The organism is Streptomyces chlorus (genome assembly GCF_042655885.1).
GTDB classification, from domain to species: Bacteria; Actinomycetota; Actinomycetes; order Streptomycetales; family Streptomycetaceae; genus Streptomyces; species Streptomyces chlorus.
Window position 1 is genome coordinate 1 of sequence record NZ_JBHSOA010000056.1, and the last position, 11,546, is coordinate 11,546.

The following is an 11,546-nucleotide window of genomic DNA, read 5'->3' on the forward strand; positions in this document are numbered from 1 at the left end:
CCGGCTGATCCAGGAGTACGAGGACGCGCTGCTCAACCCCTACGTGGCGGCCGAGCGCGGCTATGTCGACGCGGTGATCATGCCGTCGGACACCCGTCGGCACATCGTCCGCGGGCTGCGTCAGCTGCGGACCAAGCGGGAATCCCTGCCTCCGAAGAAGCACGGCAACATCCCCCTGTAAGGAGCCGACGTGATCAAGGTCGTACGGGGCAACCCGAACCGGGAGGAGCTGGCCGCCGTGGTCTCCGTGCTGTCCGTCGCCCGGGCACCGGTGTTTCCTTCCGTTCCTCCACGCCCCACCGGTTGGGGCTCGCGCCGCCTTCTGCTGCGCACACCGCACGCGTATGGCATGACCGGCTGGCTCACGCCCGTCCTGCCTTGCTGAACACCTGATCGGAGACACCATGAATGTCCTGCAGCAGCACGCGGGCCACAGCTCTGCGGCCCCAGCACCACGAGCCCGCGTGGTGATCGCAAAACCTGGACTCGACGGCCACGACCGCGGCGCCAAGGTCATCGCTCGCGCTCTGCGCGACGCCGGCTACGAAGTGATCTACACCGGTCTGCACCAGACCCCGGAGCAGATCGTCGCCACGGTCATCGCCGAGGACGCGCCGATCCTGGGCCTGTCCGTCCTTTCGGGCGCTCACCTGACGATCGTGCAGCGCGTGATCGAACTGCTGGCGCGGGAGGATGCCGCTGACGTTCGCATCCTGGTCGGCGGCATCATCCCGGACGCCGATGTCAGTGCGCTGGAGGCCATGGGGGTCGATGCAGTGTTCACCCCCGGCGCGGACATCCGAGGCATCGTCAAGACGACCGACCGCCTCAGTGCCGCCCGGATGAACGTGGTGGAGTCGGCATGCTGACGAAGGTGCTCATCGCCAACCGTGGCGAAATCGCTGTCCGCGTGGCCCGAGCCTGTCGGGATGCCGGTATCTCGAGCGTGGCCGTCTACGCGGACCCGGACCGCGACGCTCTGCACGTCCGCGCCGCGGACGAGGCGTTCGCCCTGGGCGGTGACACTCCCGCGACCAGCTACCTCGACATCGACAAGGTGCTGAAGGCCGCCCGCGAATCGGATGCCGACGCCATCCACCCCGGCTACGGCTTCCTCTCCGAGAACGCCGACTTCGCCCAGGCGGTCCTCGACGCCGGGCTCGTCTGGATCGGCCCGCCGCCGCAGGCCATCCGCGACCTCGGTGACAAGGTCGCGGCCCGCCACATCGCCCAGCGCGCCGGCGCGCCCCTGGTCGCGGGCACGCCCGATCCGGTGTCCGGCGCCGACGAGGTCGTCGCCTTCGCGAAGGAGCACGGCCTGCCCATCGCGATCAAGGCCGCGTTCGGCGGCGGCGGCCGCGGTCTGAAGGTCGCCCGCACCCTCGAGGAGGTGCCGGAGCTGTACGACTCCGCGGTCCGCGAGGCGGTGGCCGCCTTCGGCCGCGGCGAGTGCTTCGTCGAGCGGTACCTGGACAAGCCGCGGCACGTGGAGACCCAGTGCCTGGCCGACACCCACGGCAACGTGGTCGTCGTCTCCACCCGCGACTGCTCGCTGCAGCGCCGGCACCAGAAGCTGGTCGAGGAGGCCCCGGCGCCGTTCCTGTCCGACGCGCAGGTCGCCGAGCTGTACTCGGCGTCGAAGGCCATCCTGAAGGAGGCCGGCTACGTCGGCGCCGGCACGGTGGAGTTCCTGGTCGGCGTCGACGGCACGATCTCCTTCCTGGAGGTCAACACCCGCCTCCAGGTGGAGCACCCGGTCACCGAGGAGGTCGCCGGCGTCGACCTCGTCCGCGAGATGTTCCGCATCGCCGACGGCGAGGCGCTCGGTTACGACGACCCGCCGCTGCGCGGCCACTCCTTCGAGTTCCGCATCAACGGCGAGGACCCGGGACGCGGTTTCCTCCCCGCCCCCGGCACGGTCACCACGTTCGCCCCGCCGTCCGGTCCGGGCGTGCGCCTGGACGCGGGCGTCGAGTCGGGCTCGGTCATCGGCCCGGCCTGGGACTCGCTGCTGGCCAAGCTGATCGTCACCGGCCGCACCCGCGCCGAGGCGCTCCAGCGGGCGGCCCGCGCCCTGGACGAGTTCCAGGTCGAGGGGATGGCCACCGCCATCCCGTTCCACCGCGCCGTGGTCAGGGACCCCGCGTTCGCCCCCGAGCTCACCGGCTCCGCCGATCCCTTCACGGTCCACACCCGGTGGATCGAGACCGAGTTCGTCAACGAGATCAAGCCCTTCACGGCCGGCGCGGACGCCGAGGCCGAGGAGGAGGTCGACCGGGAGACGGTCGTCGTCGAGGTCGGCGGCAAGCGCCTCGAGGTCTCCCTGCCCGCCTCGCTCGGCATGTCGCTGGCCCGCACGGGTCTCGCGGCCGGGGCCAGGCCCAAGCGCCGTGCGGCGAAGAAGTCCGGTCCCGTGGCCTCGGGTGACACCCTCGCCTCCCCGATGCAGGGCACCATCGTCAAGATCGCGGTGGAGGAGGGGCAGGAGGTCGAGGAGGGCGACCTCGTCGTCGTCCTGGAGGCCATGAAGATGGAGCAGCCGCTGAACGCCCACCGCTCCGGCACCGTCAAGGGCCTCAGCGCACAGGTCGGCGCGTCCGTCACGTCCGGGGCGGTCATCTGCGAGATCAAGGACTGATTTCGGTAAGGGAACGGGCGCCCACACCGTATGCCTCGACAGCGCGACGAACAGTCCGTTGTCGAGGCCTACGGTGTACCGACGGATGCCTCGGGCGGGCCCCGACCGGGCGGCCGTCAAGCATTCGGTGAGTGCGAGCCGCCGACTTGCCGGATGAGCTCGCCGGCTGTGGAAAGGACCTCTCGGGTGATCGTTGCCCGCTGGTCCACCCTGAGGGAGTTCATCGGGTAGGTGATCGCGAGACCAGCGACGGGGTGATTGGTGTGGTCCACGACAGGCGCGGCGCCAGGATCGCGTGCCCGCTGGCGGTGAAGTCGCGGGGTCGGCGTCTTTTGCGCTGCCCAAGTAAGTCCGAACACACATCGAGTGGAGCTTGGTGTTCCCGCTAAGCAGGATCGGCCTTGGTGAATGCTTGCCGACTGTACGCGAGCAACTCACACACCCCTGGGCTGCGCGTGCTCTTCCAGATCAGGGCGAGCAATGCGGGTGTATCGACGTTTTCGATGGTGCAGGCGGTGAATCGGTCACGGTAGCGCGCGGCCATGGGGTCGCTGAGGATGGCGACGGCGAGCCCGCGGGCGGCGAGGTCGGCAATGGCGCCCGCGGCGCTGACTTGCAGCGCGATCGCGGGTTGGAGGTTCTGTGCGGCGCAGGCCTGGTCGAAAGCGAGAGGACGATCAGAATGACGCCGGTGCGAGCTCGAGGCTGGCTGGAGCGAGAGCTGCGTCTCATCGCTGACCGAGAGCGCGCAAGAAGGGAAGCTGCATGCACAGGCTCAAGGACAAGGTCGCCGTCGTCACCGGAGCCGGTTAGGGCATCGGCCGGGGTGTCGCCCGGAGGCTGGCTGGGGAAGGCGCCGCAGTGGCCGTTTCCGGCCGCACGCCCGAGAAGGTGGAATTCGTCGTCCGGGAGATTGAGTCGGAAGGCGGTACAGCCTTCGCGATGAAGTGCGATGTGAATGTCCGCGCCGAGATGGAAGGCCTGGTGCAGGCGACCGTGGATCGCTACGGTCCGCCGGACATCCTCGTCAACAACGCCCAGGGTGGCGGTGGCGGGGAACGCTTGCTCGACTCCATCGACGACGAGGTCTTTCTCGCCGCCTACCAGGGCGGTCCGTTGGCGACTCTGTACGGCATGCAGGCGTGCTTCCCGCGCATGAAGGAGCGTGGCGGCACCATCGTGAACATGGGGTCCTCGACCGGTGTCATGGGCGACCCGGGATTCGCGCCGTACGGCTCGGCCAAGGAGGCGATCCGAGGGCTCACGAAACACGCCGCTCGCGAGTGGGGGCGTTACGGGATCACGGTGAACGTGATCTGCCCCGCTGCGATCTCTGCGGAAGCCCAGCAGTTTCGGGGCGAGGCGCCCAAGCAGTGGGCAGCGATCATCAAGCAGGTCCCGCTCGGTTATCTGGGCGATCCGGAGAATGACATCGCGCCCGCCGTCGTGGCGCTGGCCACCGACCTCCACTACCTGACCGGGGCGACCCTGATGCTCGACGGGGGGCGCTGCCTGCTGCGCTGACCGCCGACGGGCCGAGCGTGCTCGCACCGAGGTGGTGCGGTACGCCGGACGTGAGGGCTCCACCAGCACGGCCGCCAACTGCGACAAGGCCGGTTGAACAGAGCAGATCGCCAGGCCGCCCGCTGCGCGGCGGGCCGACCGCAGGACCGAGATGATCCATGGCTGCGGAGATCCGGCCAGTCCCGCCGAACAGCGACAGTGTCCACGACGTCGTCACCGTTCGCCACGGCCTGTCCGCCGGCGGCCTGTATCTTTTCGGCAGCCTGCCGCGTCAGGGTGTGGCCGGCACCGCTGCCCTCGGTCCGGCCTCCCGGGCGTTCACGACGACCTTCGTGTCCTCGGCAGCGAAGAAGCGAAGAGCGGGGAGTGCTCGCGCCCGACTCCCCGCCCCGCGGCGGTGACGAGGTCCAGCCGGACCGCGTCATCACACCCGCACACTTCTTCGCTGCCTCGTCAAGATCAATCGGAGGACGCCGTCCCACCGGCCGTGCTCGGCCACCGCGGTTGCCTGGGCCAGCCGACGCGAGCGCACCCCGGCCGGCCGGACCCACATCCGAGGAGCGCGAGGTCATCGGACCGCGGGAGCCTTCCCGCCAGGTCGCCTGGCTGAAGGTTTCCCGCCCGGCGGCCCCTGCCAGTTCTGCCGCCGTCACCGGTGGCTGCCGGTAGCGGGGAACCGGCCGGCGGACCGTTGCCTGACCAGGCGGGGGTGGCGGGGACCGCCTCGTGCGGCTGGACGGTGATATCGACGCGTATGCCGACCACGTCCACTCGACGTGCTCCTTCCACGGCCGTGACGCCGAAGGAGCGGGCGGAGTCGCCGGTCAACTTCAGCGACGTTACTGAGGATGAACTCGTGATGCCGCCTTCGGGGATCAGAGGTTGACCGTCAGTCCTGTTTCGGCGCTGCCGAACCGCACGGGCCTCAAATCAAGGTACTGAGTGCTTTATAAACGGTACTGAGTGCCGTACTCTGGGGTCGTGCACGGTGGCACGGAGACCGCGCACATGCGTGCACGGGTGCGTCGCGCACGCGGGATTTCCGTCCGAGCGCAGGGAGCTGTCCAGCGTGTATCACCTCTCAGGAAACGCCGTTCGTCCGGCGGCCGGCTCTGCGACCGACCTTCTCGCGCCCGGGTCCCGCGATGCGGAGGCCCTGTACTTCCAGCGTTGCACCTGGTGCGGCACCGCCGTGTACCACCGGCTGCTGTGTCCGGTCTGCCGGGGCAGCGAACTGCGGACCGAGCGCAGCGAGGGCGTCGGCACGGTCCGCCACTCCACGGTGGTGCACCGCAACACCCCCGCCGCGCGGAACGTGTCGCTGATCGAGATGAGCGAGGGCTTCGTCGTGCGCGGCCGAGTCATGGGCCCGCCCATCGGCATCCACGGCGGCGACCGGGTCCGGCTGTCCACGGCGAAGGACCCGGTGCGCGGTGAGACGGTCTTCCAGCTGATCGACGAGCCGTACCGCGCCTGTACCTGACTGGCCGTCAGGTGAGCGGGCGTTTGAGGGACCCGTCCCCGGCTCCGCTCCGATACGGCACCAAAAGCGGTGACCGGCCCCTCGTGCCCCGCGACCGCGGCCAGCGTCAGCACCGCGCACACGGCATAGACGCAACCGAGCCGGGCGAGCGACGCCGGGTAGGCACCAGATTTAGTGGTGACTCTAGGCTTGTCGTTTATGCAGCTTTGCTGCTTGTGATGGCTGCCGCGAGGTTTGGTTTGTCCCGTTTCCCTAAGCTTGACTCTGTCGGGGATCTTGGAGTTGCCGAGGTCAGGTGCCCAGGGTGCGCCAGGACTTCGGCCGGGAGATCTCGTGCTGATCGAGGTAGGTCTGGAAAGCGGTCGGTCGGCGTGGCCGGGGTGCTTCCTCGGTCGGCGGGAGGCCGCTGAGGCGCTCGATGTTGATGGCGATGGCGGTCAGGACGTGCTGGAGGTGGACCTTGCCCTGCCCTCGGTAGCGGCAGCGGCGCATGCCGTGGCCGTGGGCGAACTCGTTGACCGTTCCCTCCACTCCGGAGCGGACCGCGTAGCGGGTTTTCCACTCGGGTGTCTGCTGCTCGGCACGGATGCGGAGTTGCAGGTCGCGGAGTTCGCGCGGAGGAAAGCCGACGGTGCGGGTGCTTTCGCGGGAGGTGGTGCACTGGGCGCGGGCCAGGCAGGGGTGGCACTGGCTTTTGGTGAACCGTGCCACGATCAGCGGAGCCGCGGTGGGCGAGGAGGTCGGGTAGGGGCCGTGCCAGTCCCGGCTGACCTGCCCCTGGGGGCAGGTGACCTGCCGGCGGTCGTAGTCGATGTGGAAGTCGTCCCGGGCGAAGCCCTCGCCTCGGCGGTGTTGTCGGGTGGGATTGCCCCGGAGCGGCCCGGAGACGGTGACCTGGTGATCACGTGCGGCTTGTTCCAGGTGGGGCAGGGAGGTGTAGCCGCTGTCGACCAGGTGCTCGGCGGGCAGCAGACCGCGGCGGTGCAGGCGGGTGTGGATGCCGGGCAGGACCTTGCTGTCGTGGGTGGTGGATGCGGTGGTGGCCACGTCCGTGATCACGTTGGGGCCGTCGGGAGCACACGTCTCGGTCAGATGGGCGGAGAACCCCTTCCAGCTGATGATGTGCCCGTGGCGGGCATAGCGGGCCGAGGTGTCATACGGGGAGACGATCGCCCGGGACGAGGGCGGCAGCCCGGGCCCGTCTTCCGTCTCGGCGGTGCGCCAGCGCAGGTGTCCCGCGGAGCCGCGCTGGTAGTTCTGCACCACGATCTGACGCAGGGCCTGGACGCGAGGGCCGGACACGCTGTCTGCTCCGTGCCGGTAGAGGTGTTCCAGGAGCCGGACGGCGTCGTTGCCGGTGGCGAGGATCCTGGTCTCGGGGCGGGTGGGGTTCTTGCCCAGGCGGACCGGACGGCCGTAGCGGCGCCCCCACTCCTCGTCGACCAGGCCGTCCAGAAGGTGCCCGGCCGTGCGGGCGACTTCTTCCAGCACCACGCGGACGGCCTCGGTGACCAGTTCAGCCGGGTCAGGTCACGCACTGCGTGGTGCGCTCGTGCACGAGTCCGGCCTCCTTCAGGCGCGCGAGCGCCAACTTGAGAAGACGGTCGGCGCGGTCGTCTGGGCAAGGCGCTCGCGGAAGTCGGCCAGCACGCTGTGTGGAAGCCGGGATCGTCCAGCTCCAGTGCGTGAAGTCGGCCCGGAGCGCGGTCCCGGCCTTTCGGCCGGGCCGTTTCTCCGGGCCGCTTCCCGCACCCGCCGTGCGGCTCTCACCGCAACGGGCGCTCCACAAGCCCCGGTACTCCTTTGAGGGTTGGCCTCATCCTGTGATCGGCCATGGGGAGGGGATGACTGATCCGCGGTAACGGTAGCGCGTGGTGTGCACTCTCGCCGGGCTGAACAGCTCCCGTTCCTCGCTGGCCGGCCACCAGCCTCCGCCGCAGTAGCGGCGGCGCAGCTGCTTCCAGTTCATCCGAGGGTGTTTGCGTCGTAGCCACCAGATGACCCGGCCCCAGACGTACGAGCTCAGGTACTGGAAGACGGCGCTGGACACTCCCGGCCGGAAGTAGGCGCACCAACCCCGCAGCATCCGGTTCAGACAGATGAGCAGGGTGTCGAAGGGCACGTCCGTGCCTGTTCTGCGGCACTGCGTCTTGACCTTGGCCATCACGGCCGCGAGGGCCTTGCGGGCCGGATAGGTGTACACGTAGTGCTTGTTGGTGCCTCGTTTGCGGTGGCGCTGGATGCGCCAGCCGAGGAAATCGAGGCCCTCGTCGATGTGGGTGACCAGCGTCTTCTCCGGCGACAGGCGCAGACCCATCGTGGAGAGGACCTGGGCGGCCTCTTCCTTGAGCGCCTCCGCGTCGGCCTTGGTGCCCGACACGACCAGACACCAGTCGTCGGCGTAACGGATCAGCCGGTAGTTCGGCAGTCCGCGACGGCGGCGTTTCTGGCGGTCGTTGAAGGTGCTCGCCGGACCTCCCGGCCCCCGGGCGATGTGCTCGTCCAGGACGGAGAGGGCCACGTTGCTGAGCAACGGGGAGAGGATTGATCCCTGCGGGGTTCCGGCGCTGGTCTCCCTGAACACCCGGTCCTCCCCGAGGATCCCGGACTTCAAGAACGCCTTCACCAGGCCAGGACGCGTTTGTCTCCGACGCGAGCGCGCACCCGGTCCATCAGGGCGGCGTGCGAGATCTCGTCGAAACAGGCCTTGATGTCGCCCTCCACGATCCACTCGTAGGAGTGGGAGGTGAAGTGGCGGACCTCGGCCACCGCGTCATGGGCCCGGTGGTTCGGGCGGAACCCGTAGGAACACGGGAGGAAGTCCGCCTCGAAGATCGGCTCCAGCACCAGCTTGAGGGATGCCTGCACCACTCGGTCGGTCACGGTCGCGATCCCCAGACGGCGCTGCTTGCCGCCGGGCTTGGGGATCATCCGTTCCCGGGCCGGGAGCGGGCAGAAACTGCGGTCCTTGATCGCGTTCCGCAGTCCGTCGAGGAATTTCTCGACGCCCCGCACGGTCTCCACGTAGTAGGCGGTCTCGCCGTCCACTCCGGCCGTGCGGGCTCCCTTGTTGCCCCGCACCCGAGCCCACGCGACCAACAGGAACGCGGGGTCGGCAACGAGGTTGAACAGATCACTGAACCTGCGATGAGGGCCCTCGCGGACCCATCGGTGCAGCTTCGTCTGGATCTCCAGTACCCGGCGTTCCGCCTTCATCAGGGCGTACTCCAGCTCGTCGGTGTTCACCAACGACCCTCCTGGTCTTCCAGTCCTTCGGCTGCTGACTTGCTGTCCTCCTTCGCCATGTACGCGCCTCTCGCGCGCTCGGACTACTACGAGGACTCCGCCACGATCCGGTGCCATCAGCCGACGACGGGCCTGCCCTCCGCCCGGGCGGCTGCCGGGCCTTGGGCGGCATCGGACCGCTTCCCACGTTCACCGCTATCCGGTTGTCGAGTGAGCCGCCCAGCTGTACCCCGGCAGCATCGCCATGCCTACGCCGCAGGCTTTCAACATGGCCTCCGCCCCCGGCACGCTTCACCGGTGACGGAGTCGCGACCACCGCCCTTCGGCAGTCACGCGCACTGCACCCGGCCCAGATCCACCAGGTTCGAGCCGGTTCAAGTGTTACGAGGCTTCGGGCACTGGTTCCTCTCGTACGGCTTCTCGTCTCGCTTGCCGGGCCCGTACTGTCTGGCAGTGCCGGTACGTCCCGTCGTTGTCGGGGCTGCTTGCCACCCTCCCGCGCGTCTCCGCGGTCAGGCTGCCCTCAGCTTCGCCAGCCTGCTGCGACAGACCAGCGGCGGGGGTCTTTCACCCCCGCCCGGAAATAGCGGCGCCTCGTGGCGCACCAGGGCGTACTTGAAATCGATGCGGCAGCGCACCGCTTCCGCTGCTTGACGACCCGACAGGCCGAGCAGGAACTGCAGCACACGGACGGTGGCCAACTGGGCGGGCGAGAGGCCGGGGCGTCCATCACGCGGGTACCAGCCCGCGAAGTCCTCGTCGCACCACAGCTCGTCCAGCCGGTCCCTCACCCACATCGCCGTCGTACCATCCGGGTTGCTCGCCCGCGCAACCTGCACGGTCAGAGGCGGGACGTGCTCACCGGAACGAGGACGGAGCGACAACGGACACCTCGGCAACTGCATGGGCTCTCGGAACATCCCGAGCATGCCCGCCGATCACGCCGGCGCACCGGGAAACTTCAAGATCCCCGACAGAGTCAAGCTCAGGTGTGAGAGTGCGGTAAGTGATGTTTCCTGCCGTTTCACACCGATGTGATGACATGCCATAACGGGGCGATTCCGGCGGTCGAATGATCAACATCGCCGCCCTGACCGAGCGCACGGCTCCGGCTCCCCGGTTTGGCTCGACAGCCGAGGTCAGGGGCCTGCTACCCACTGGGACGAAGTGGTGCGAAATTAGCTAGACCATCACTTACCGCACTCTGACACCTGAGGAGATGGAGACGGTCCGCCCGCGCCTGGAGGCGTTCGCGGCCCAGATGCTGGGCTCGCTGCCGCGGCGGGGCCAGCGGGCCAGGGGCGAGCTGTACCTGCGCGGGCTGATGCTGGACGGCAAGCGCAAGTCGATGCAGCCGATGGCCGAACGCCTGGGCGTGGACCACCAGCAGCTCCAGCAGTTCGTCTCCTCCTCCACCTGGGATTACACCAAGGTCCGTGAACAGCAGGCCCGTTGGGCTGCAGCGCACATCGCGCCGGAGGCGTACGCCATCGACGACGTGGGCTTTCCCAAGGACGACTATGACTCCCCGGGTGTGGCCCGGATGTACTGCGGCGCGCTGGGCAAGCGCGGCAACTGCCAGATCGGGGTCAGCGTCAATCTGGTGTCCGACCGGGCCTCCTCGGCCGTCGACTGGCGCCTGTTTCTCCCCGAGAGCTGGGACGACACCCGACAGGGCGAAGACGCGTTGCCGGCCGAGGCGATCCGCAGGCGACGGGTCAGGGCGGGTGTCCCCGAGGCCGAGCGGCACCGGGAGAAGTGGCGCCTGGCCCTGGAGATGCTCGACGAGGTGCGCGAGGAGTGGGAGCTGCCCGGCCTGCCGGTGGTCGCCGACGCCGGCTACGGGGATGCCACCGGCTTCCGCGAGGGGCTGACCGAGCGCGGCCTGGCCTACGCGGTCGCGGTCAAGGCCACCACCACCACCGCCCACCCCGGCGACGCGGTCCCCGAACGCCCGCCCTACAGCGGCCGGGGCCGCCCGCCCGTGCCGGCCGACCCCCAGCCGCACACCACCCTGCGCGCGCTGGCCCTGGCCGCCGGACGCGGCGCGGCGCGGACCGTCACCTGGCGCCAGGGCAGCAAGACCGGCAAGCACAACCCCCGCGCCGCGATGCGCTCGCGCTTCCTGGCCCTGCGGGTCCGCCCCGCCAACCGCACCATCCGCCGAGGCGCCGACGGCTCGCTGCCCGCGTGCTGGCTGCTGGCCGAGTGGCCGCCGGGCTCCGCCGAGCCCACCGACTACTGGCTGTCCACCCTGCCCGCCGACACCCCCTTGCGTGACCTGGTGCGGATCGCCAAGATCCGCTGGCGAGTCGAGCACGACTACCGGGAACTGAAGGACGGCCTGGGCCTGGACCACTTCGAGGGCCGCAGCTTCTACGGCTGGCACCGGCATGTCACCCTCGCCGCACTGGCGCAGGCGTTCTGCACCCTGCTGCGGCTCGACCCAAAAGTCCCTGCGCCGGCCTGACCCTCTACGCGCTCCTCCGCCAGCTCCAGGCCCTGCTGGCCACCTGGACCGGCGCCTGCTCGATATGCGGCCGGCCAGCGCCGACCCCACAACCCCATCACAGAACCTAACAAAGCCCTACTAGTGTGATGCGCCAGAAATTTCAGCTGTAAGTCCGTATGCTGTTTCCATGTCGCATCGAGGTC

At 69.2% G+C, this 11,546-nt stretch carries 11 protein-coding genes and 2 pseudogenes; 7 read left to right on the top strand and 6 right to left on the bottom strand.

From position 1 onward, the window contains the following. The 4 genes from ACFPZI_RS25360 to ACFPZI_RS25375 form a co-directional block, all read left to right on the top strand. The coding region (locus tag ACFPZI_RS25360; protein WP_381367236.1) for a carboxyl transferase domain-containing protein at positions 1-181 on the top strand (181 nt) is incomplete at its 5' end. Positions 182-190: 9 nt separating this feature from the next. Continuing rightward, positions 191-385: an acyl-CoA carboxylase subunit epsilon gene (locus ACFPZI_RS25365; protein ID WP_381367239.1), complete on the top strand. Its 195-nt coding sequence runs from the start codon at positions 191-193 to the stop codon at positions 383-385. A 19-nt stretch (positions 386-404) separates the two neighbouring features. Continuing rightward, positions 405-869, top strand: coding sequence for a cobalamin B12-binding domain-containing protein (locus ACFPZI_RS25370; RefSeq protein ID WP_381367241.1), 465 nt, complete (start codon positions 405-407; stop codon positions 867-869). Beyond that, complete coding sequence (locus tag ACFPZI_RS25375) at positions 866-2,638, top strand: acetyl/propionyl/methylcrotonyl-CoA carboxylase subunit alpha (RefSeq protein ID WP_381367259.1); 1,773 nt, start codon at positions 866-868, stop codon at positions 2,636-2,638. The genes ACFPZI_RS25370 and ACFPZI_RS25375 overlap by 4 nt, the downstream gene beginning before the upstream one ends. A gap of 385 nt (positions 2,639-3,023) precedes the next feature. Here the strand turns inward: ACFPZI_RS25375 and ACFPZI_RS25380 are convergent. Further along, positions 3,024-3,311: pseudogene (locus tag ACFPZI_RS25380) on the bottom strand (LysR substrate-binding domain-containing protein); the annotation flags it as partial. A 143-nt stretch (positions 3,312-3,454) separates the two neighbouring features. Between ACFPZI_RS25380 and ACFPZI_RS25385 the strand changes: the two are divergent. Next, positions 3,455-4,162, top strand: coding sequence for an SDR family NAD(P)-dependent oxidoreductase (locus ACFPZI_RS25385; RefSeq protein WP_381367262.1), 708 nt, complete (start codon positions 3,455-3,457; stop codon positions 4,160-4,162). 466 nt (positions 4,163-4,628) lie between these two features. Here the strand turns inward: ACFPZI_RS25385 and ACFPZI_RS25390 are convergent. Then, positions 4,629-4,927, bottom strand: a pseudogene (locus tag ACFPZI_RS25390) (transposase); the annotation flags it as partial. 304 nt (positions 4,928-5,231) lie between these two features. On the opposite strand from ACFPZI_RS25390, the gene ACFPZI_RS25395 reads away from it, so the two are divergent. After that, positions 5,232-5,645 (top strand): Zn-ribbon domain-containing OB-fold protein, encoded by a 414-nt coding sequence (locus ACFPZI_RS25395; protein WP_381367244.1) that lies wholly within the window; start codon positions 5,232-5,234, stop codon positions 5,643-5,645. Between the two features lie 291 nt (positions 5,646-5,936). On the opposite strand, the gene ACFPZI_RS25400 is transcribed toward ACFPZI_RS25395, so the two are convergent. The 4 genes from ACFPZI_RS25400 to ACFPZI_RS25415 form a co-directional block, all read right to left on the bottom strand. Beyond that, positions 5,937-7,139, bottom strand: a complete 1,203-nt coding sequence (locus tag ACFPZI_RS25400) for a transposase (protein ID WP_381367247.1) — start codon at positions 7,137-7,139, stop codon at positions 5,937-5,939. 322 nt (positions 7,140-7,461) lie between these two features. Then, positions 7,462-8,271, bottom strand: a complete 810-nt coding sequence (locus tag ACFPZI_RS25405; RefSeq protein ID WP_381367250.1) for a group II intron maturase-specific domain-containing protein — start codon at positions 8,269-8,271, stop codon at positions 7,462-7,464. Then, entirely contained in the window at positions 8,268-8,891 is a 624-nt protein-coding gene (locus tag ACFPZI_RS25410; RefSeq protein ID WP_381367253.1) for a reverse transcriptase domain-containing protein, read from the bottom strand. The genes ACFPZI_RS25405 and ACFPZI_RS25410 overlap by 4 nt, the downstream gene beginning before the upstream one ends. Positions 8,892-9,403: 512 nt before the next feature. After that, positions 9,404-9,688: a transposase gene (locus ACFPZI_RS25415; RefSeq protein ID WP_381367256.1), complete on the bottom strand. Its 285-nt coding sequence runs from the start codon at positions 9,686-9,688 to the stop codon at positions 9,404-9,406. A 407-nt stretch (positions 9,689-10,095) separates the two neighbouring features. Here ACFPZI_RS25415 and ACFPZI_RS25420 point away from each other — a divergent pair, with 407 nt between their 5' ends. Then, positions 10,096-11,361, top strand: a complete 1,266-nt coding sequence (locus tag ACFPZI_RS25420; protein WP_381367265.1) for an IS701 family transposase — start codon at positions 10,096-10,098, stop codon at positions 11,359-11,361. Positions 11,362-11,546 lie beyond the last annotated feature (185 nt).